This is a genomic window from Neptuniibacter pectenicola (assembly GCF_001597735.1).
Lineage (GTDB): Bacteria > Pseudomonadota > Gammaproteobacteria > Pseudomonadales > Balneatricaceae > Neptuniibacter > Neptuniibacter pectenicola.
The window spans coordinates 153933-175894 of record NZ_LUTS01000008.1 but is presented as its reverse complement, the minus strand read 5'-3'; the positions used below and the strand labels follow the sequence as shown (position 1 = coordinate 175894).

The window sequence follows — 21962 nt, the reverse complement described above, 5'->3', positions numbered from 1 at the left end:
CTTAGCGTTTTAAGTACTCATTAAAATCGATATTGCCCGCTGATAATACGGCTTGAATTCGGTTGTGTACGCCCAGCTTACGTAAAATAGCTGAAACGTGGGCTTTAACCGTTGTTTCGGCAATGTTCAAGTTATAAGCGATCTGCTTATTCGATTCACCTTTTGACATACGCTCAAGAACCAGCAGTTGACGGCGGGTTAAGGAGGATAGCAATTCAGGAGGGATCTTGTTGTCATCTTTACGATGCATTCGTTTGTTATCAGGCTGGCTGGCTCTGATGATGTCAGACGGCAGGTATACATTACCGGCAAGGATTTGGCGTAGGGCATCTGTCATCTGCTCACGAGGCGATGACTTAGTGATAAAGCCTACCGCACCGTAAGTGATCGCTTGAAGTACGATCTGTTTATCTTCCTCTGCAGAAACAATAACCACAGGCACTGTAGGAAGGTCATTTCTTAATGTTATTAAACCGTTCAAACCATTCATGCCAGGCATGTTGAGGTCGAGTAAAATCAAATCGAGATCTTCTTCTGCTTGTGCCATCTCCAGTGCGCTATCAAGATCTTCTGTTTCGAGTGTTTTGCAGTCATCAAAGCTATTCGCTATTACATTAATAATAGCTTCGCGAAACAGTGGGTGGTCGTCTGCGATTAGGATCTTGTACACAATGTTTCTCCAATCTCGTTATAGTTATTATCAACACCGAAATAAGTGTTATACCTCATCCTGAGCTTGTTGTCCTTGTATCCCAACACTGTAAGGTTAATTTCCGGGTTATGTTACAACTTTGTTGTATTGTTTCAATTTATTATTTAATTGTACGCTTTACTACGGTTTTAGGGGTTAAAAGGCACAGGGGTGGCAACTGATGTGTCCATATTATCCTCGATCCAGCCATCAGACCCGTTTCTGTACCAGTATAACGCGCTATAACCCCATGATGATGCCCGCTTGAGGGCATTCCATGACATCCAGCAGTCCGCTCTACAATAAATAACCAGTGGTCTTTGCTTATTGCCCGATGTGATTGCCGCTAAATTTGAGCGGAAATAGGTTTCCCATTCAGGCTCAAGCTCTCCGCGTCCTACGTTTGGAAGCCAAATACTTCCGGGGATATGTAATCGAGGCTCATTTTGGATAAAGACTCGGTTCCATAACAGGGGTTGGACATCTAACAGGACGACGGTTTTATCTTTCTCAAGCAGTTCAAGCAGTGACGATGTTGTTAAGGTCGTTGCATGTTCGCTGCTTTTGGGCGTTGGGCTGCGGTAGCGAAAAAGTCGGTAACCCTCTACGTTAAACAAACCGAAATCATCTTCACTTTCTTCTGTAGAGGTATCGACATTCGTCGCGGCGAACGTAAGCGGCGAACCGATAAGAAGCAGTGTTAGCAAGCATAAACGGAGTAATAAAATAGCGAATTACCTATCATTCTTTTTATCCCTCTATTACAACCTGCGAAAGTCTTGGTCAAAATCCTACCATCGAGCAAAAAAACAGGTACGAAAGTACTATTCTTACACACAGGTTAGCAGCATATGTTGGTTAAGGGCTTAATTGCATCTATTTTACCTAAAACGACAGGCATTCCATGCACACTTTTTTACGCGCCATCCTTTCAACGTTTCTACTTGTATTTACTACTCAGCTTATGGCTCAAACACCGTTACCTAACGTGCGGGTAACCGTCATTGCTTCGGGTACGGTTAACTGGGAATTGCAGCATATGAAACATATGCATCTTGACCAAGAAAATGGGTTTAACTTAGTGATTAACCCTGTTGCTAGCTTATCGGCTGCTCGGATCGCAATTACCTCGGGAAATGCTGATTTCATTGTTTCAGATTGGTTATGGGGGTCGGAGCGAAATATGAAGGGTGCAAACCTAGGTTTTCTTCCATTTTCGCGCCAAATAGGCAGCATTATCGCGGCAAAAGGTAGCACGTTCTCGAATTTTTCTGATCTTAAGGGGAAGCGCGTTGGTATAGCGGGAGGCCCTCTTAATAAAGGGTGGGTGCTTTTGCGTGCTGCCGCGAAGAAAGAGGGGATTGATCTCGAAAAAGAGGTGCAAATACAGTTTGCAGCGCCGCCTCTGCTTAATCAAGCCATGCGCAGTGGTCGTTTAGATCTGCTGGCAACCTTTTGGCACTACGGTGCTCGCTTGGAGGCTGAGGGATACAGTAAGTTATATAGCCTAGATGATGTGATGAAAGGGTTAGGCTTAGGTAGTGAGATACCTATGCTCGGCTACCTCTATGATCAGAGCTTAGACCCAGCATTAGTAAGAGGGTTTTATAACGCAACGAAACAAACAAAAGCACAGTTAGCCGTTGATAATGATGCATGGGATCGGTTGAGACCCTTAATGAAGGCAGAGAATGACGATATCTATCATGGTCTTATTGCCGGGTATCGTGCGGGCATTCCGAGCGATCTGTCCCAAGAGCAGATCGATGATGCAGTGAACTTCTATAAGATTATTGATGATCTCAAACCTTACCCTTCAGGTACGCAACTGAATCCCGCGCTTTTTTATAGGGAGCCGTAATGAAAACCGGTAGATTGAGTGATCAATTTGTTGCATTTTTCTGCTTGCTGGGAGGGTGGTGGTTAGTCGCCTCTTTTGTTGCTAGTCCTTTGTTACCCGCGCCCCTCGAAGTATTTGAGGCTCTGAGCAAAGAGTTTCATGAGCAGCGGTTAATAGAGAGCTTATTAGTAACCCTACAGCGAGTTGTTATTAGTTTTGTCTTTGCAATGCTATTAGGCGGCATCATCGGTGTTTTGATGGGCCGGTTTCGGCTAGTTAACCGCATTTTAGACCCGCTTCTCATCATACTGTTAAACATTCCGGCGTTGGTCATTATCATTTTGCTTTATATCTGGTTTGGTTTAGTTGAAGTTGCAGCCGTTGCTGCGGTCATTATTAATAAGCTGCCGAATGTTGCGGTCACTCTCAGAGAGGGGGGGCGTATGTTTGATCATGAGCTTGAGGAGATGTCTGTTATGTATGGATTTAGCTTCCAGCAGAAGCTATGGCACCTCTGGTGGCCTCAGTTGTTCCCATACATCATGATTGCTACTCGCAGTGGTCTTGCCCTTATCTGGAAAATTGTACTGGTAGTGGAGCTATTAGGCCGCTCTGACGGTGTCGGCTTTCAGTTGCATTTGGCCTTTCAGTCCTTTGATGTGGCGACAATATTGGCCTATAGCTTGGCGTTTATCTCAGTAGTGCAGTTGATCGAATGGTTTATCTTACAGCCTTTAGATAGAAGGGCTTCACGTTGGCAAAAGGGTGGTAGCAATGTTTGAGTTTCATGTAGAGGGGCTGGCATTGTCTCAGAAACAGGTGCTTTCTGCGCTATCTATCCGAGTGCAGCCGGGTGAAACACATTGCCTTTTAGGGCCTTCAGGTAGCGGTAAAACAACACTTCTCAATTTAATGGCCGGTTTGGCGCAAGAAAATGTAGAGGCTCTAGGTAATGGGGCTAAGGATAAAAACTACTGGTCCCCCAATCCCCCTGAAATCGGTTATCTTTTCCAGCAGCCCCGTTTATTGCCTTGGCGAACGATTATGCAAAACCTGTTACTGGTAGAGCCTGATAAAGAGGTTGTGCTGAACTTGTTAGAAGAGGTGAAACTGCAAGATTATGTAGATTATTACCCCGCTAAAATATCGTTAGGCATGGCCCGGCGAGTGGCGCTTGTGCGCTGCTTATTGCTGAAGCCTGAGTTGGTGTTGATGGATGAGCCTCTGACCTCATTAGACTTGCCTACCGCACGTGAAATGCGTGTCCTGATAAAACGCTTGGTTTGTGATCACCCAACTCGTAGTATGCTCTACGTTACCCATGATTTAGATGAGGCACTGGAACTTGGTGACAGTGTGTCGGTCTTAGGTAATGTGCCAGCCCAAGTGATCTATAATAGTCGGATTGATGAAGTATCCCGCAACGAGCTTGAGGCTTTATTAAAACATTAAGTTATGCGGGTAACTTTCTGAAATATAAGAATTATAATGATAAACAGACCTCGCTATATACTCCTCGCAATTGTTGTTGCTCAATTATTGGGTACATCTACATGGTTTGCCGGCAATGCTATTTTACCGGTTTTACAGGTTGAATGGTCACTGCCAAATACGGCGGTAGCTGAGCTTACTAACTCGGTGCAATTGGGCTTTATTGTTGGCGCACTCCTGTTTGCGTTTTTAGCCCTCGCGGACCGCATGTCGCCTCGACTGTTGTTTTTTATCTGCGCGCTTGGGACCGCTTTTTTTAATCTGCAAATTGCCTTTTGGGCCGAAAGTCTTAATCAAGTTTTATTACTTAGGTTTTTCGGCGGCATGATGTTGGCGGGCGTTTATCCTGTGGGCATGAAGATTGCGACAGGTTGGTACCCTGAAGGGTTGGGTTTGGCGTTAGGGTATTTAGTTGGGGCACTGGCCTTGGGAACGTCTTCGGGTCACCTGTTTGCATCCTTTGAGTTTAATGATTGGCAATCGGTGATCTACCTAACCAGCGGTTGCTCGGTAGTTGGCGGCTTATTGGTTCTGTTTTGGGTCCCTGACGGGCCTGCTCTTTACAAGGGGGGAGCGTTAAGATTTCGCCACCTTTGGGTCGCTATGAAACATAAGCCGTTACAGGCCTCTGCAGGGGGCTATTTTGGCCATATGTGGGAGTTGTATGCGGTCTTGGCTTTAGCGCCTTATTGGTTTATCGCATGGGAACAACAGCATGGGGTCGATCTTAATATTCCATTTTGGTCCTTTTATGTCATTGGTATCGGTGGTTTGGGTTGCATGCTTGGAGGGCATATCTCGATTAAGTCGGGGAGTTGGCGGGTCGCGAGGTTTATGCTGTTCTGCTCTGGGGTTTGTTGCTTTTTGTCCCCCTTTGTTTTTGAACTACCCTTTGAAGCGGTTGTCGTCTTTTGGACCTTGTGGGGGTTGAGTGTTGTGGCGGATTCGCCTCAGTTCTCGGCGCTATCTGCGCGTACCGCGCCGAAGGAGGTGGTGGGAAGTGCGTTAACGATGATTAATGCGATCGGTTTTAGCATCACTATTATCGCAACACAGATAACCGCTATGTTGTTAGATAGTGTATCGACTCAGTGGATTATGTTGTTATTGGCGCCAGGGCCTGTTTTGGGCTTACTAAGCTTGAGACGGTTAAAAAAAATACAGCCTGATATTTAATGCAGGCTGTATTCTCTGTTGCTTATTTACCCGATTTTTGAGGGTTAAAGCCTGTGACCGCAAGTGCTGCAAAAAACAGGGTGCAGCCTGCGGTGATAAACATCGCATTGCTGTTTAGTTTTAGATAAAGGGCGTATCGAACCAGTTCAACTGCATGGGTAAAAGGGTTTACCGCACAGATCCAATAAAGCCATTCACTGGATTCCTGCATTTTCCATAATGGGTAAAGCGCAGAGGAGAGGAAGAACATCGGAAAGATAACGAAGTTCATGACCCCCGCAAAGTTTTCTAACTGTCTAATGCGAGTGGACAGGAAAAGCCCTAAAGAGCTAAGCAGCAAAGCGACCAATAAAAGGGCGGGCAGAACCGTTAAGTAGCCCAGTAGCGGTGGCTCTACACTGACCAGTAGCGCAATCACAAGAAATGCATAGACCTGTGTCAGTGATATCAACGCGGTTGAAACCATCTTGCACAAGAGCAGGTAAGGGCGCGGAAGGGGGCTCATAAGCAATACCCGCATGCTTCCCATCTCTCTGTCATACACCATCGATAAACTGCTTTGCATGCCGTTAAATAATAAAATCATGCAGCAGAGACCGGGCGCAATGTAAGTCTCGTAGGTGATATAGGTATCGTAGGGTTCGATGATCGCTATGCCTAACGCGGCTCTAAAACCCGCAGCAAAGACGATGAGCCAAAGTAAGGGCCGGATTAAGGCGCTGAGAAAACGTGAGCGTTGTTGAACAAAACGTAAAAATTCGCGGCTTAATATGCCTTTGAAGCAGTACCATGATGCAGAAAGGTTCATTGTGCACCTCCAAAGGAGTCGCTATCCGTTAATTTATGGAACGCATCGGTGAGGTTCTGCTCACCCGATTTTTCAATCATCGTACTTGCTAAGGCATCTAATAAAATACTGCCCTGATGTAAAAGAATGATAGGGTCGTCGATATTGATCTCTTCCATCAAATGGGTAGCCCACAAAACCGTAATATTTTCATCATCGCACAACTTGCGTACGTGAAGGTTGAGTGCGCGTCGTGTTTGTGGGTCTAAGCCTACGGTCGGTTCATCCAATAATAGAATGTCAGGTTTGTGAAGTAAGGCGCGAGCAATTTCAACCCGTCTACGGTGGCCACCGTTGAGCCCTCTGACTTTTTCATTCGCCCGGGCTTTCATCTCCATACGCTCCAGTTCACGATCAATCTGTTTTTGCGCCTCTTTGGAAGAGATACCATGCAGTGAGGCATGGTAAAGAAGGTTTTGGGTAACGGTTAAGTCAAGATCAAGCGTGCTTTGTTGAAACACAACACCGATACGTTTCATCGCGCTGGCCGGTTGAGCCTTAATGCTTTCTCCATCGATATAAATATTGCCGCCTTGTAACGCGTATAAACGCGTTAGTAGGGCAAACAGAGTAGATTTACCCGCGCCATTTGGACCGATCAGCGCATGAAACTCACCCTTGTTGAGCAGGAAATTTACATCTTGTAGTGCTTGTTTAGGGCCATAGCTGAAACTAAGTGACTCTACTGAAATTGTCATAGTGTTCCTAAATACGTTGAGACCTCCAATTGGAGGCCTCATTTCAAATCAAATTATGGTTTAACGACAACGCCCCAGGGGTATCGTCCCACTTTGATGGTTTTTATGGGTTTCATTTTATTAACATCAATAACCGAAACATCACCACTGATACCGTTCGTGGCTAAAAGTAGGCTTTGGTCTTCGTTGAATGTCATATGCCATACACGGCGTCCCACAAGGATGTAATCTTCAACCTCATATGTTTTAGCGTTTACAACAGCCACATGGTTAGCAGGGCCTAAGGCTACAAAGGCATAACGGCCGTCGTCTGATAGTTTGACGCCAACGGGCTGTACTTTGTCTTTGTGGACACCTTTGATCTCAAAAGTGATCTTTTTAATAATTTTGCGGGTCGCTGTATCAATAACAGAAACAGTCGCACCGATTTCAGCACTGGCCCAAAGTAGTTTGCTGTCTTTGCTGAACTCAACATGGCGAGGGCGTTGATCAACCAAGGTGTTATCTACGAGCTCGTGCTTCTCTGTATCAATCCAGTGAACCATATTGGTGGTTTCACTTGTATTAACAGCCATCGTGCCATCAGGGCTAACAGCCATGCCTTCAGGTTCAACACCTACATCAATTTGAGCAAGTACTTCGCTCGTTTCAGTATCGACAATCGTCACTAAAGCATCGTCTTCATTTGAGACGTAAAGGTGACGGTTGTTAGGGTGTAGAGCAAACTGCTCAGGATCTTCTCCTGAGGGAAGTTCTTTTATGATGCTGTTCGTCGCTAAATCCATTACTTGAACTGTGTCTGAATCAGACGCACAGATATAAAGTTTGGAGTAATCTTTAGAAAGGATTATGCCACGAGGGCGCTCACCCACATCGATCGTATCGGTAACGGTCATTGTATCCAGATCGATAATGGAGATGGTGTCATCTTTCTCATTGGAAACATAAGCTGTTTCTGCATAGAGAGTAGAGGAGGCTAATAAGCTGCCTACAGCTAATGTCATAAGTGATTTTTTAAAATTCATAATTATTCCAATTTTTATTTGCTAGTGTCGGTGCAATCAGTTTCTTTGCGATCAAATCCTAAGGTATCCAGTTCATTGGTTGGGTGTAAGAAGCCGTCTTGCGGCGACATAGATACCAAGGAGCGAGGATGTACTAATGGAATAGTCTGTCTAAGTTGTCCATTCCAGCCACGAAAGTCAAGCTTGCGACCTTTAAAACCGGCTAACTGAAACTTGTCCGATTTTATATACGCTTTATTTGTTTCTGCATCGTTTGTTTGTGTGCGTGTAACCGCTTCTGCCACACTGCGAACCGCCGCCCATGCAGAGTAATCTTTACTATTCATCCAGCGCTTCGTGTTTTTCTCAAAGCGACTCTGCAGCTGTGCTGCACCATACTGCTCAACCACACGGTGCCATGCAACGGGGGTTAGCCCTTGGGTGCCAACCACGGGTCTTGGCAGCCACGTGTTGTACAGTACATATTCACCAAAATCACCACGCTCATCGGCGACAAACACAACGTCATAATCACGATGTTGTGTAAATAAAGGCATTTCCGACTGGGCCGTTCTACGTAAATCGGTATCAAAACTCCAGTCTTTTTCTTTTACGATAGACAAGCCAAAGCGTTTTGCTGAACGCTTAAACGCACGGCTAAATGCTTTATCATCAGACGTGGCGCCGGTAATCATAAAGATCTTTTGTAATCGTTTTGCTTTAAGCCATTGGGCCAATGCATCAGCTAACATCGCCCGGCTAGGCATGGTATGAAACAGGTTAGCTTCACAGGTGTGCAGTCTCAATTCATCTGCACTGGAGCCAGCGTTAAAGATGAGGGTATCTTTACCGAGTGCCTCTGTAAATTTCCTAAGCGTTTGAGCGTCGGTGTTAACAACAAAATACCTAATGCCGGCCTCATATTGCGCTTTTGCTTTATCAATTAATGCCTGAGGATCAGTACTTGTGAAGTCTTGTAGCTGATATTTGTGCTTTAAAAAACGGCCTGTCGTATTGCTATCCTTAATCGCTAGCTTGGCCCCCTGAAAGCCGGCATCTTCAGGTTCAGGAAGAATGTTGGATAATACAGGGCCGTAATCGATCTCCTGCTGTAAGTAACTAATATCAACCTCTATATCTGAGTAAGCATGGCTGCTACCCAGTAGAGCGGTCAGTGTAATAGCTATCGCGTTTTTTCTATGATTATTAATAAACATAATAGTTATACGAATTTACCGTTAGTGTATTTATCCCAGCATAGGCGGGAATTCGTGAACTCGGAATATGAAGAAAGTAGAAAACAATCAGTACCGAAGTAGCATTCTTTTACCCAGAGCGACCTTTAGGATTGTGGGCATAATAACTAATTACATAATGCTAGAGGTTAAAAATGAATTTTGCCAAAACATTTATCATGGGAACACTCGCCACTGCTCTAACGCTTTCAAGCCTTTCTTCAAAAGCTGAAGGCGATCTAACAACAAGACCAACAAAACTTCCAGACCTTGTATTAGGTACAGAAGATAATCGTTACCAGTTGTCGCAGAAAGAGTACCAGTTGGAAACGGGTAAGGCATATAAACTAAAAATCGTTTCCAGTGGCCAGACTGAGTATGCGTTCCAAGCGCCTGAGTTCTTTGCTTCTATTTTTCTACGCAAACTTGAAGCAGGCGACATGGAAATAAAAACCATGACAGTAACGGAGCTTGAGTTTGAACAAGAAGCTGAAGCTGAAATTTACTTTGTTCCTCTACAGCCCGGTAGCTTTGAGTTCTACGCTGAAGGCTTAGAAGACAAAGGGATGGAAGGCGTATTTACGATTAAGTAATTAGGCGTTTGTCCGGTTTAGTAACAAAATACCTGCCTTAATTCTAAGGTGGGTATTTTTATCTGCGGTTTACCCGTTATAGATAGGTAAAATAGGCGTCTATTCATGGTAGGATGAGGGAGTTTTATTACCCCATTTGGAGACTCCATGAAAATCCTAATTACTGATGACCATTCAGTTGTACGACAAGGATATGCTAGTGTCCTGCCGACGGTTATTGAGGATTGTGAAATCGTTGAGGCGGCGAGTGGAGAGGAGGCCTGTGAGCTTTACCGTAATGAATCCCCCGACCTTGTTATTATGGATATTAATCTGCCGGGCATCAGCGGTATCGAAGCCGCTACCCGTATATTGCAAGCGGATAGCGAGGCAAAAATCCTGTTCTTTAGCATGTATGATGAAGCGCCCATTGTTAAGCAGGCGTTAGACACAGGTGCTATGGGCTATATTACTAAATCGGGCTCCCCAAAAACCCTCGTAGATGCCGTGACCAAAATATGTAAAGGTGAAATCTTTATTGAGTACGAGCTGATTATGAAGCTGGCACTTAATTCACAAGATATTTCTGATGAGCGGTTACGCGAGTTAACCCAGCGTGAGTTTGAAGTGTTTGTCATGTTGGCGCGCGGCCAGAGCAATCAAGTGATTTCCGACACCCTTGAGCTGAATGTCAAAACTATCTCGAACTATGTGACCACGATAAAAAATAAGCTCAAAATTAGCTCGACAGCGGAATTAGTACATTTAGCGATTGATGCCGGTGTGATCAAAATTGCCCATTAGTGGCGAAAGAGTGGGTGCGATTCAGTACCTAAGTGCTAGATTGAATACTGCTATGGAGGAATACTGCCCACCCCTCCGACCTTTGCATACTAACCTATAGCGAAACCCCCACTTCGCTATATTCTGAATTAGGTATGTAGATGAAAGCAGTTTTGCGTTTAAATTTAGTTGTAGCCTTCGTATTTGTGTTTGCTCTATTGATAACCTTATATGACATGTTGCAACAAGCGACAAAAGATATAACCCGAGAAGTCTCCGCTGGGGTCAGTTTTACACATCAGCTGCTCAGTGCGGCAGTTACCGATGAAGCACTCCTAAAAAATTTACTGGAAGGTGAGACTCGTCATGTTCATCTGTCCATTGTAGAAAGTACGAAACTCCCTAAAAGTGAGCCATTGATACATGACTCTGATGAAGTGCCGGAATGGTTTTTTAAAATGATTCCAGGCCTCGATCTGGTTGAAGAGAAACAGTATTTCCGTTATTTGTCTGATGGCCGAGCACTGCACTTACAGGCGGATACCTCCGATGAAGTTGAAGAGGTGTGGGAGTCGGTACAAAACGTTTTAGTACTCTTTGCTCTCAGTGCCTTGCTGTCTAACCTAGCGATCTATATCGGTGTGCGCCAAGGAGTTAAACCGGTTACTGATTTTTTAAATGCACTCAAAGATATAGAGAAAGGCCGTTTCACCGCTAGGCTTGATCATTATTCAATCCGTGAAATCAATGACTTATCTGAACATTTTAATGCGATGGCCCATGCCCTTGAGTTAGCTGAATGTGATAATACACGTTTAACCCATGAGTTGATGCGATTGCAGGAGAAAGAGCGGGCGCATCTCGCGCGTGAACTACACGATGACTTAGGCCAGTACTTAACTGGTATTCGTGCCCAAGCTTATTTAATTAAAGCATCCGCGAATAACCCTGAGGTTGTTGCCGCTGTCGGAGAGCAGATTGCGGTTAACTGTGATGCGATGCATATTAGTTTTAGACAGCTAATACGCAAACTTCATCCGGTTATCTTGGAGCAGTTAGGTTTGTTGGAGGCGATACGTACTTTAGTTGAAAATTGGAGTCAGTCGCATCATATCAAGGTGAACCTGCATCTTCCTGAGCAGTTAGGGCTTTTATCCGATGAGAGCAATACACATATTTATAGAATTATTCAGGAAGCACTGAATAATATTGCGCGCCATGCGCAGGCCGATCGAGTGGATATAACACTAGAAATTGAGGCGGACACGCTTAGATTAAGCGTAAAAGATAATGGTGTAGGTACTGAATGTTCGAATAGCTCAGGCCTCGGTTTAAGGTCGATGCAAGAACGAGCGCGTTGTATGCAGGGCACGCTTAAATTTAAACAGTTAGCCGAAGGTGGCAGTATGGTTTCTATGGAAATCCCTGTTGTTGAGGAGGAGGAAGTATGAAAATAATCATTGCTGACGATCATGCAGTTGTTCGTCAAGGCTACTCAAGCCTTCTATCAACGATGTTAGCACCATGTGATGTTTTAGAAGCAAGTAACGGCGATCAGGCATTTAGCCTCTGTCAAACAGACAGGCCTGATATTGTCATTATGGATGTTAATATGCAGGGTATAAGTGGTGTTGAAGCCACACGACGTATTTTGCAGCGTGATTCAAATATCAATATCTTGTTTTTCAGTATGTATGATGAATCACCGGTGGTAGCGCAAGCGATGGAGGCGGGTGCAAAAGGGTATATTACCAAGAGCTGTACCCCTGAAATACTCATTGATGCCGTTAAGAAAGTGGCCGCAGGTCAGCTGTATGTTGAGCATGAACTGGCGATGCGCTTAGCGGTTACGCGTCCAGAACAGAAAGATCAGCGCCTTAAAGATATGACTCAAAGGGAGTTTGAGATTTTTGTTATGCTTGCGCAAGGCTGTAGCGTACATCAGATTTCTGAACAGTTATTTATCAGCAACAAAACCGTTTCAAACTACACCTCTATCTTAAAAAGTAAGTTGCAGATTAGTTCTACTGCTGAATTAGTTCACCTTGCTATCGAGACAGGTGTGGTTAAAGTGGGTGTTGAGATAAATTAATGTTAACGCACCGGTATTATCTGCCGGTGCGTTAATTCTCTCGCGCTTAATCTCTCGCCCAATCAAACGGGCAGTCTACACATCCATCCATGTATGTCGCTTGAAATGAAGCATAACGCTTCTGAACGCCGGTGAATATGGCGTTTTCTAGTGACGCGCCATTCAGTTTTGCTTCCTGCAAATTTGCATTCTCTAACGTAGCACCGGTTAGAATTGCTTTAGTCATCCAGGCCATTTCTAAGTTAGCTGCGCGTAACACCGCGCCTTCAAATGTCGCATTGCTTAATCGAGAGAACTCTAAGTTTGCACCATGTAGATTCGCGTTGTTAAAGTTTGCGCCTTGGCCAAAAAGTGTCCATCCATTGATGGCTTCAAGGTTGGCAGAGGCGAGGTTGGCACCCTTAACGGAGGTATGGCGCATATCTGCGCGGGCTAAGTTTGCATTAGATAGATCAGCTTTTCCTAGGTTTGCATTTTTTAAGATGGCATGACGAAGATCGGCCCCTGACAAGTTGGCGCCACTTAAATCTGCGTTACGAAGATCGACAAATTTTAAGTCAGCACCCGATAGATCCATGTTTGCGCATTGCGCTTTGGGCTCTATTTTACAGCCGTTGATAATCATCTCGTCAGCAAAAAGGTTAGACGCGCAAAATAAGAGGCCAATAGGGATAATAAATTTCATGTGTGCTCCAAAAAAAAGCCCTCTTATCATAGTGATGAAAGAGGGCTACATAGATAGATTAGAATCTATTTAAATAAAGCGAAAAACTAATAATCGTTATTTAGTCTTTAGTTTAAACGCCCAGAATGAACCACCTTGAGAAACAGGCTTAGTTAGGTCAGCCATATCGCCGCCCCATAGAGGTACAGCACCACCGTAACCGCTTGCGATACCGATGTACTGCTCACCATCCTGAGTCCACGTTACAGGAGAGGACACAATCCCTGAGCCTGTCTGGAACTTCCATAACTCTTTACCTGTTTTAGCATCGAATGCTTTCAAGAAACCTTCGCCAGTACCGGTAAAGATTAGGTTACCTTTAGTGGCAAGAACCCCTGACCATAGGGGTAGTTTCTCTTTGTGAGTCCATACGATTTTGCCTGTTTTAGGATCAACCGCACGAAGTACGCCTACGTGGTCTTCATACATTTTACGGATACGGAAACCTTGACCTAGGTATGCTGCACCTTTTTTGTAGTGAACCTCTTCAGTCCAGTAGTCTTCTTTCCAGTGGTTAGCACCTAAGTAGAAAAGGCCGGTATCTTGGCTGTACGCCATAGGGTTCCAGTTTTTACCGCCAAGGAATGGTGGTGAAACCTCAATAGATTTACCTTTTTTCTTACCTTTTTCAGGAAGCGCAGGGCGTTGACCCTCAGCTTCTACAGGGCGGCCCGTTTTAGGGTCGATATGTGTTGCCCATGTGATGTTATCAACAAATGGGAAGCCACGGATGAAGTCACCATTTTCACGGTTAACTACATAGAAGAAACCGTTACGGTCAGCATGACCCGTTGCTTTAATTGTTTTGCCGTTGTCTTTGTATTCAAACAACACAAGTTCGTTGTTGCCTGAGAAGTCCCATGCGTCATTTGGTGTGTGCTGGTAGAACCACTTCACTTCACCTGTTGATGGATCAACAGCAACCTGACCTGAGGTGTATAGGCTGTCGTAATCGGCAGGGTTGCCGCCTGGCGCTGTTCTCGCCCAACCATTCCAAGGTGCAGGGTTACCTGCGCCCACGATAATTGTGTTTGTCTCTACGTCAAAGCTAGCGGACTGCCAAGGCGCACCACCACCGTGGCTCCATGCTTCAACTTTACCTGTTGGTGAATTTGGATCATCAGGCCAAGATGGCGCTTTTGGATCACCGGTAGGTGTACCTTTCTTGCCATTTAGACGGCCGTAGTGACCCTCTACGAAAGGACGCATCCAGATCTCTTCGCCTGTCATTGGGTCGCGTGCAAACAATTTACCTACAACACCAAACTCATCACCAGAGGATCCATGAATCAAAAGAACTTTACCTGTCTTCCGATCTTTAATGATCGTAGGTGCACCGGTCATTGTGTAACCTTCGGTATGGTCACCGAATTTTTTCTTCCACTTCACTTTACCGGTTTTCTTATCAAGCGCTACGATAGCAGCGTCTAGCGTACCGAAGTAAACAAGATCACCAAAAATTGCAGCACCACGGTTAACTACGTCACAGCAAGGACGGATGTCATCCGGTAGGCGGTAAGAGTATGACCAGATCTTTTTACCGGTTTTAGCATCAACGGCAAATATGCGTGAATAAGAACCTGTAATATAGATGATGCCGTCATGTACAAGCGCTTGTGATTCTTGACCTCGCTGTTTCTCATCACCAAACGAGAATGACCATGCAGGTACAAGTGCATCGATGTTTTTATCGTTGATTTTAGTTAAATCACTCCAGCGCTGAGCTTTTGGACCGATACCGTAACCAAGAACATCTTCTGGAGTCGCGGCGTCATTTTTAATATCATTCCATGTGACAGGTTTAGCGATTGCTGTTGTGGCTGCGACCGTTAGAGTGATCGCAACACAGAGAGGCTTAATTCCTGTTCCTATTATTTTTGTCATTTTTATAAACCCTGTAACGAATAGCGTTTTATTTTTTTGTAAGTTGAGCATTGAGATTCTAGTTTTGCCGGCGGATAGGCGGCTATGGAAATGAGCCTAGTGAATACGGGATAGAGTCCCTCCTTAACGGGAAATGTGCCTTTCAATATCGGGAGATTGTCGCGAGCAAAACGCGATAACTACTACTTCATAGATGTGATGTTCAACGCTAGATAAACGGAGTGAATTCAAATCGACCCATTCTGTTTATCTGGTATTCAGTTGCTTAATGCTAGGTTTAAGGCACAACGCGTAGGTAATAAGCGCGATTCAGAGTGATAAGAAAGAAGGGAGGCATAAAATTTATTTGCAGCGTCGGTTTGTTTTTATGCATTAAATAATGTGGTGGTGCTCCAGATAGAACAAAGAGCACAACGTCTATTTATTAATAGATAATCATTCGCATTTAAAATGCATGAATCAGTACTTTGGGTGTATTTCCCTAGCCAAATTCATACTACTTAAGAGTGATTGTGTAGATGGTTTGATACCAAGGGATTAGTTTTTGGAACCCAAAGTACAATTCTTGCTGATTTTGCACAAGCAATATCATATAGGGATAACGGCTGGAGTGGGTGACTCCGGCTAATAACAAGTATTCTCGCCAGCTGCGATTAGGATGATTGCAAAGAGTAGAGCCTGGTCTTTTTTGACACAGTGTAATACCAGGCAAGGCGGACCGTATAAAAACTAAGTGGTGAATAGAGATGTCAATAAATAAAAAGATACTGGGATTAACTACAGCGGGAATGTTAGCGGCTGTTTTATCTGGCCAAGCGATGGCGCATGGGGACGTAACACCTCAAAGTGTTGATGTAACCGGCCTTAAAATGCTTGGGGAAGAGTGGTTGGAGACCAATCCATATACACCAGACTATGAAAACTATGAGCTTGCAGTGACTATAGGCACATCTGCTTACACTCAAAACTGCGCTCGCTGTCACGGCCTTGATGCTATTTCTGGCGGTATTGCGCCGGATCTACGTTACCTTGAGCCAGGTATCGAAGGTGATGAGTGGTTTAAATACCGCGTGATCAACGGTGCCGTACGTGACGGCCGTGTTTACATGCCTAAAATGGCAGAGACCCTTAGTCAAGAAGCCTTGTGGGCAATCCGTGCATACTTAGAGACTCGTGCTACTGATGAATAAACATAGCCTATTTTGTGCTACTGTTTTCACTTGCGCCAGCCTGCTCAGCAGCCTGGCGCAAGCTCGTTATTACGACGATGTAATAGATAGTGGCTATTTGACCGTTGGTTTTTATCGAGATTTTCCGCCTTACTCTTATATTGAAGATGGAAAGGCGGTGGGCGTTGATGTTGAAGTGGGTAAGCGTATAGCTAAAGGCTTAGGCGTTAACTTTAAGACCCATTGGATTACTCCGGATGAAAACCTTGAAGATGATTTACGAAATAATGTTTGGAAAGGGCATTATTTAGATAAGGACGAGGAGCAAGGTGCGCTCGCGCTTAAAAAAGTTGCGGATGTGATGATGCGCGTTCCCTATGACCGTGAATTTGCCTACATGCAAGATTCCACCGGTGCCGTCATTAACGACATGGTGGTCATGTTTGGTCCATATCAACGGGAAAGTTGGAAGGTTACCTACGATAGCCGTAAGATTGATAACGTCTCTACGGTTGCTGTTTTTCAATACCATCCGATTGGTGTTGAGATCGATAGCCTACCCGATTTTTACTTAACGTCTGCATTTGGTGGTCGTATGCGCGATAAAACTCACCACTATACAAATGCACGTGAAGCCTTTAAAGGTATGCAAAACGGTGAAGTCGATGCGGTAATGGCAATGCGTGCTGAAGTTGACTGGTTGGTGAATAAGGCCGGCGATCCTAACTTTAAGTTTGCGACAAACAGTTATCCTTCTATGGGTAAACAGAAGTGGGATATTGGTATGGCGGTTAAAACCAGCTATCGCCAATTAGGTTATGCCATCGAAGAAGTTGTCGACAAGATGGTTCGCAATGGCGAAATGGCGAAAATCTATCAATCGTACGGCCTAACGTATGAAAAACCATCACTTTATTTGGATGTTGCAGAGCCATAGTGTCTTTTTCATAATGATTTAACATTAATAAAAATAATTAAGGGGTTAAACGATGAAGCGTAAATTATCAGCCCTAGTATTGAGTGCGGTAATATCATTTCCAGCCTATGCGGTTCCTGATCCCTTAGAATCTCCGCTTTGGGATTACATGCGTCAAACATTCATAGGTAATGAGCCTTATGTCTTTGATGACAGAGTAAAGGTCGAACTACCAGAGTTTGCTGAAGACCCAACGCAAGTACCCATCACCGTAGATGCAAGTGCATTGAGCGGAGATATTCAGCGCATTATCTCTTGGGCAGATCTCAATCCAATTCAACACATCTTTACCTACTACCCCCATCCCGACATCATTCCTCGCATCTCGTTAAGGATAAAAGTTCAGCAAAGCACTGCGGTTAGAGCCGCTGTTCTGACGAAAGATGGTGTCTGGCATGTAGGTGGGCGTTACCTAGAGGCTGCAGGCGGAGGATGCTCAACACCGAGCATGGCAAACGCTGATCCATATTGGGAAAGCCATTTAGGTGAAATGAAGAGCCGTTTATTCCCAAGAGAAGAGGGCGGACGCTATAAATTCAAGGTTATCCATCCGATGGATACGGGACTTGTTGATGCAATCCCTGAATTTTATATCGAGACCATTTCCGTTCGTTCTGAGGATGGTGAGCCGTTAGCACGCATGGAGCTATCGCCACCCGTGAGCGAAAACCCGGTTATTACCTTTGATGTTCGAGATGCGTCTAAAAAGCACAGCATCTGGTTAAGGGATAATGGTGGTAACGAATTTGAGCAAGGGCTTTAAGCTTTGGGAGTATCGCAATGATTAGCAAAAAGATAGTTGTAGCTAGTTTACTCTTTGTCGCAGGGCCGCTTATAGCGGCTCCTCTCAGTTATGATTTAAAGCCACAAAAAATTGCTGACAACACATGGGTCTTGCAGGGGAAGCTTGAGGATTTTTCCAATAGAAATGGAGGAAACATCGTTAATACAAGCTTCGTGGTTACTGAGGATGGTGTTGTCGTTATTGATACCGGTCCTTCGTTAAAATACGGCAAAGAGATGCGGGCAGTTATTGCCTCTGTAACGGATAAGCCGATTAAATACGTTTTTAATACCCATCAACACCCGGACCATTTTTTAGGTAATCAGGCGTTTAAGGATATTGAGATATTCTCCCTGCCTAAAACTAAGCAACAGATACAACGGGATGGCGATAACTTTGCTGAGAATATGTACCGCTTAGTGGGCGACTGGATGCGCTCCACTGAAGTTCAGCTACCGACTAGGGTAATTGAGTCTGATCATTTAACGTTGGGCAGTCACCGTTTTCAGCTGAGCGCTTTTTCAGGCCATAGCGGTGCTGACCTTGTCATCTATGATGAAAAAACAGGCGTACTATTTGCGTCAGATATCGTGTTTTATCAGCGGGCACTCACAACGCCTCATACGCCAGGGTTAGCGATCTGGATGGATGAGATTGATCGACTTGAAAGCTTTAAGTACACGCATATCGTACCGGGCCATGGTCCTGTTACGATGGATCATCGTCCTTTAGCGCAGATGAAATCTTATTTACAGTGGTTGGATAATACATTAACAGACGCAGCAAAAGCGGGGCTGAGTATGACGGAGGTGATTAGACTGCCGATTAGTGCTGAGTTTGATTCGATTCAACTGACTCGAACAGAGTTTGTTAAGACCGTTGCCCACCTTTATCCCAAGTATGAAGAGCTGTATTTCTGATATTTTCCCTTTCTCCTGTTCCTTTCCTGAAATTCGACTAGAATTTATCCTGTAAGATGTTCTCTTTATATAGCAGCCGCCAAGGCTGCTAACTTATTGAATTGAAAAGAATAAGCGCCCCGTTAGGTATTGTCTCGTATTTTATGTCTTTCTGGTATTACTACTAAGGGATGAAGAAACTACTTCCGCTGTTTAATTGTTGAAAAAGCGGTAAAGAAAAACAATGAGGGCATGGATTGGGAATTTTTCCCGACTCTCTCTGAACGCTAATAATAAATATCCGTAGAGGAGCGTACAATGAAGAAATTCACTCTGTCAGCCTTAGTTGCAGCAATGGCTATTGCAGGCACGGCTCAAGCTGGTGTTACTGATAAAGATATCCTTAACGACCAGATGACAACAGGTGATGTATTGACTTACGGCATGGGCCTTCGTGGTCAGCGCTATAGTCCAATGGACAAAATCAATACAGAAACAGTTAAAGATATGCGTCCGGTTTGGGCGTTTTCTTTTGGTGGTGAAAAACAGCGCGGTCAAGAATCACAGCCGATGGTTAAAGATGGCGTAATGTACGTTACTGCATCTTACTCTCGTGTATTCGCTGTTGACACTAAAACAGGTGAAGAGCTATGGGAATACAATGCACGTCTACCTGACGGCATCATGCCTTGCTGTGACGTTATTAACCGTGGTGTTGCACTTTATGATGACCTAGTTATCTTCGGTACGCTTGACGCTAAACTTGTTGCCCTAAACAACAAGACGGGTAAGGTTGTTTGGAAGAAAACTGTTGAAGATTACAAAGCGGGTTACTCTATTACCGCTGCGCCAATCATTGTAAAAGGCAAGGTAATCACTGGTGTATCTGGTGGTGAGTTTGGTATCGTTGGTAAAGTTGAAGCTTACGATGCTAAAACAGGCAAACTTGCTTGGACTCGTCCTACCGTTGAAGGCCACATGGGCTACATCTGGAAAGATGGTAAGAAAGTTGAGAACGGCATTTCCGGTGGCCAAGCAGGTAAAACATGGCCTGGTGATCTATGGAAAAGCGGTGGTGCTGCTACATGGTTAGGCGGCACATACGACGCTGACGTTGATCTACTGTTCTTCGGTACAGGTAACCCTGCACCATGGAACTCTCACCTACGTCCAGGTGATAACTTGTTCTCATCTTCTCGTCTAGCAATTGACCCTGATACAGGTAAAATCGTATGGCATTTCCAGACTACTCCACATGATGGCTGGGATTACGATGGTGTAAACGAGCTGGTTTCTTTTGACTATAAAGAAGGTGGTAAAACGGTTAAAGCGGCTGCAACAGCTGACCGTAACGGTTTCATGTATGTCTTGAATCGTGAAAACGGTGATTTCATCCGAGGCTTCCCATTTATAGACGAAATTACTTGGGCTAAAGGTCTAGATCCTAAGACTGGCCGTCCAATTTATGATGAAGCGTTCCGTCCAGGTAACCCTGCTGACTCTAAAGATGGTAAGAAAGGTAGTTCTGTACACGCTGTCCCAGGTTTCTTGGGTGGTAAAAACTGGATGCCTATCTCTTACAGCCAAGATACAGGTCTGTTCTATGTACCATCAAACGAATGGGCGATGGATATCTGGAATGAGCCAACAGCCTATAAGAAAGGTGCTGCTTACCTAGGTGCTGGATTCACAATTAAACCAATGAATGATGACTACATTGGTGTTATGCGTGCGATGGATCCAAAAACGGGTAAAGAAGTATGGCGTTACAAAAACTACTCTCCTCTATGGGGTGGTGTGTTATCAACTAAAGGTAACCTAGTATTCTTCGGTACGCCTGAAGGTTACTTGCTTGGTCTAAACGCTAAGAACGGTAATGTTGAATTCAAGTTCAACACAGGTTCAGGTATCGTAGGCTCTCCAATCACTTGGGAACAGGATGGTGCACAGTACCTATCTGTTGTTTCTGGTTGGGGTGGTGCAGTACCTTTATGGGGTGGTGAAGTGGCTAAACGTGTTAAACACCTTAACCAAGGTGGCACAGTTTGGACATTCAAACTACCTTAGTAATTCTTCGGAATTACGACTAAGCACTGTAACCAGTGCTTAGCCTGTCCCAGCATAAAAAGCCAACTCATGTAGTTGGCTTTTTTCTGTTTAAAGTACAGTTTGATTTACGGATAGCCCGTGTGTTTATTGTGGCTTGCACCGGTGATTAATCGATCTAATGTCCTGAGTAGAACCTGCAACGTAAAGAGTCGGGAGATAAAAAACCGACTGGGTGCGACAGTCGGTGATGGGATTGCTCAAGGTCTGTTTGCTGATTAAACCAAATCTATAATGCTGTTAAAGGCGACAACCACTCTATCTTTTTTCCCAAAGTAGGGCAGTGCAGAGTGTTTAAGATAGGAGGGGAAGATAACAATTTGTCCCTCCACTGGCTCAAAGTCCCAGAAGCCTTGCTCGCCTAAATAAGCGGTGCCGGCATCGGCATAATGGTCCGCATTGATTCTTGGGTCATAAAAGCGATTAACTCCATTGCGGGCATCCAGTGCGCACTCTCCCGGCTCTAAATAATAGATGCCACACCATGAGCAGTTTGGGTGAGAGTGGATATCGTGATAGCCCCCATCTTTTGTGACATGAAACCATGACTCTATGATACTTGCTTCACCTTCAGCGCCTTCTGGCCAGTAGCCACGGTTCACTTCGGTCACAACGGCAGAGAGCAGTTCTTCAAGCATTCTGCGGGCTTCAATAATGACGGGAGAATCCGCTTCAAGAAAATTCAATTTGCTTTCAAATAGCTGATGTTTGGCGGTTATGGCCACATGACTATCAATCGCATGGGATTGGTTTCTTTGATACTCATAGATATAAGCCAACAGGTCGTCTTTGATAAATTCATGATCTGGGTTTGTGGTGACGAAGAGCGGGGATGTCCATGCGTTAATGGACTCTATCTCTGGGGCTTGGGAATACATTGTGACTACCTAATGAGTATAAGTAGTCGCATTGTAATGAGAGTGGCTCTATTTATCTATTGAGATAGATCAGCGCGGTGAAAATTAATGATCGATTTAGCAGAGGGCTATTA

General features: G+C 44.6%; 22 protein-coding genes. 13 read left to right on the top strand and 9 right to left on the bottom strand.

Features of this window, described 5'->3' with window-relative positions; all coding sequences use genetic code 11:
* Position 1 precedes the first annotated feature (1 nt).
* The gene (locus A3773_RS12145; RefSeq protein WP_067986373.1) at positions 2-670 is read right to left on the bottom strand and encodes a response regulator; all 669 of its coding nucleotides are present in this window, start codon (positions 668-670) and stop codon (positions 2-4) included.
* Between the two features lie 170 nt (positions 671-840).
* Positions 841-1398 carry a rhodanese-like domain-containing protein gene (locus A3773_RS12140; protein ID WP_197462775.1) on the bottom strand — a complete coding sequence of 186 codons (558 nt, stop codon included), beginning with the start codon at positions 1396-1398 and terminating at the stop codon, positions 841-843.
* A 197-nt stretch (positions 1399-1595) separates the two neighbouring features.
* Between A3773_RS12140 and A3773_RS12135 the strand changes: the two genes are divergently transcribed.
* From A3773_RS12135 to A3773_RS12120, 4 genes are read left to right on the top strand one after another with little or no spacing between them, the layout of a single operon-like run.
* Positions 1596-2552 (top strand): ABC transporter substrate-binding protein, encoded by a 957-nt coding sequence (locus A3773_RS12135; RefSeq protein ID WP_067986372.1) that lies wholly within the window; start codon positions 1596-1598, stop codon positions 2550-2552.
* The gene (locus A3773_RS12130) at positions 2552-3313 is read left to right on the top strand and encodes an ABC transporter permease (protein WP_067986371.1); all 762 of its coding nucleotides are present in this window, start codon (positions 2552-2554) and stop codon (positions 3311-3313) included. The genes A3773_RS12135 and A3773_RS12130 overlap by 1 nt, the downstream gene beginning before the upstream one ends.
* Positions 3306-3983: an ABC transporter ATP-binding protein gene (locus A3773_RS12125; RefSeq protein WP_067986369.1), complete on the top strand. Its 678-nt coding sequence runs from the start codon at positions 3306-3308 to the stop codon at positions 3981-3983. Before A3773_RS12130 ends, A3773_RS12125 begins: the two co-directional genes overlap by 8 nt.
* Before the next feature lie 36 nt (positions 3984-4019).
* Positions 4020-5198: an MFS transporter gene (locus A3773_RS12120; RefSeq protein ID WP_067986368.1), complete on the top strand. Its 1179-nt coding sequence runs from the start codon at positions 4020-4022 to the stop codon at positions 5196-5198.
* A 22-nt stretch (positions 5199-5220) separates the two neighbouring features.
* Here A3773_RS12120 and A3773_RS12115 read toward each other — a convergent pair whose 3' ends face one another.
* Genes A3773_RS12115 through A3773_RS12100 form a run of 4 tightly spaced genes read right to left on the bottom strand, consistent with a single transcriptional unit; the run spans position 5221 to position 8964 of the window.
* A complete protein-coding gene (locus A3773_RS12115; protein WP_067986367.1) occupies positions 5221-6006 on the bottom strand; it encodes an ABC transporter permease in 786 nt (261 codons plus the stop codon).
* Positions 6003-6743: an ABC transporter ATP-binding protein gene (locus A3773_RS12110; protein WP_067986366.1), complete on the bottom strand. Its 741-nt coding sequence runs from the start codon at positions 6741-6743 to the stop codon at positions 6003-6005. Before A3773_RS12110 ends, A3773_RS12115 begins: the two co-directional genes overlap by 4 nt.
* Positions 6744-6796: 53 nt before the next feature.
* Entirely contained in the window at positions 6797-7768 is a 972-nt protein-coding gene (locus A3773_RS12105) for a YVTN family beta-propeller repeat protein (protein WP_067986365.1), read from the bottom strand.
* Between the two features lie 14 nt (positions 7769-7782).
* On the bottom strand, positions 7783-8964 hold the full coding sequence (locus A3773_RS12100) for an ABC transporter substrate-binding protein (RefSeq protein ID WP_067986364.1): 1182 nt from the start codon (positions 8962-8964) through the stop codon (positions 7783-7785).
* Between the two features lie 173 nt (positions 8965-9137).
* Between A3773_RS12100 and A3773_RS12095 the strand changes: the two genes are divergently transcribed.
* The 4 genes from A3773_RS12095 (at position 9138) to A3773_RS12080 (ending at position 12429) form a co-directional block, all read left to right on the top strand.
* A complete protein-coding gene (locus A3773_RS12095) occupies positions 9138-9575 on the top strand; it encodes a cupredoxin domain-containing protein (RefSeq protein ID WP_067986363.1) in 438 nt (145 codons plus the stop codon).
* A 147-nt stretch (positions 9576-9722) separates the two neighbouring features.
* Positions 9723-10358 (top strand): response regulator, encoded by a 636-nt coding sequence (locus A3773_RS12090; RefSeq protein ID WP_067986362.1) that lies wholly within the window; start codon positions 9723-9725, stop codon positions 10356-10358.
* A gap of 140 nt (positions 10359-10498) precedes the next feature.
* Complete coding sequence (locus A3773_RS12085) at positions 10499-11788, top strand: HAMP domain-containing sensor histidine kinase (protein ID WP_067986360.1); 1290 nt, start codon at positions 10499-10501, stop codon at positions 11786-11788.
* A complete protein-coding gene (locus A3773_RS12080) occupies positions 11785-12429 on the top strand; it encodes a response regulator (protein ID WP_067986358.1) in 645 nt (214 codons plus the stop codon). Before A3773_RS12085 ends, A3773_RS12080 begins: the two co-directional genes overlap by 4 nt.
* 46 nt (positions 12430-12475) lie before the next feature.
* On the opposite strand, the gene A3773_RS12075 is transcribed toward A3773_RS12080, so the two are convergent.
* A complete protein-coding gene (locus A3773_RS12075; protein ID WP_067986348.1) occupies positions 12476-13114 on the bottom strand; it encodes a pentapeptide repeat-containing protein in 639 nt (212 codons plus the stop codon).
* Positions 13115-13210: 96 nt separating this feature from the next.
* Positions 13211-15037, bottom strand: coding sequence for a PQQ-dependent methanol/ethanol family dehydrogenase (locus A3773_RS12070; protein ID WP_067986346.1), 1827 nt, complete (start codon positions 15035-15037; stop codon positions 13211-13213).
* Positions 15038-15783: 746 nt separating this feature from the next.
* On the opposite strand from A3773_RS12070, the gene pedF reads away from it, so the two are divergent.
* The 5 genes from pedF to A3773_RS12045 all read left to right on the top strand — a co-directional run bounded on the left by pedF (position 15784) and on the right by A3773_RS12045 (position 20932).
* Positions 15784-16227: a cytochrome c-550 PedF gene (gene pedF, locus A3773_RS12065; protein WP_156473520.1), complete on the top strand. Its 444-nt coding sequence runs from the start codon at positions 15784-15786 to the stop codon at positions 16225-16227.
* Positions 16220-17143 (top strand): substrate-binding periplasmic protein, encoded by a 924-nt coding sequence (locus A3773_RS12060; protein ID WP_067986344.1) that lies wholly within the window; start codon positions 16220-16222, stop codon positions 17141-17143. The genes pedF and A3773_RS12060 overlap by 8 nt, the downstream gene beginning before the upstream one ends.
* A gap of 52 nt (positions 17144-17195) precedes the next feature.
* The gene (locus A3773_RS12055) at positions 17196-17945 is read left to right on the top strand and encodes a quinoprotein dehydrogenase-associated SoxYZ-like carrier (protein ID WP_067986343.1); all 750 of its coding nucleotides are present in this window, start codon (positions 17196-17198) and stop codon (positions 17943-17945) included.
* Positions 17946-17962: 17 nt separating this feature from the next.
* The gene (locus A3773_RS12050; RefSeq protein WP_067986342.1) at positions 17963-18886 is read left to right on the top strand and encodes a quinoprotein relay system zinc metallohydrolase 1; all 924 of its coding nucleotides are present in this window, start codon (positions 17963-17965) and stop codon (positions 18884-18886) included.
* Positions 18887-19183: 297 nt separating this feature from the next.
* Positions 19184-20932, top strand: coding sequence for a PQQ-dependent methanol/ethanol family dehydrogenase (locus A3773_RS12045; protein ID WP_067986341.1), 1749 nt, complete (start codon positions 19184-19186; stop codon positions 20930-20932).
* A 257-nt stretch (positions 20933-21189) separates the two neighbouring features.
* Here A3773_RS12045 and A3773_RS12040 read toward each other — a convergent pair whose 3' ends face one another.
* A complete protein-coding gene (locus tag A3773_RS12040) occupies positions 21190-21849 on the bottom strand; it encodes a putative 2OG-Fe(II) oxygenase (RefSeq protein WP_067986340.1) in 660 nt (219 codons plus the stop codon).
* Between the last annotated feature and the right edge of the window lie 113 nt (positions 21850-21962).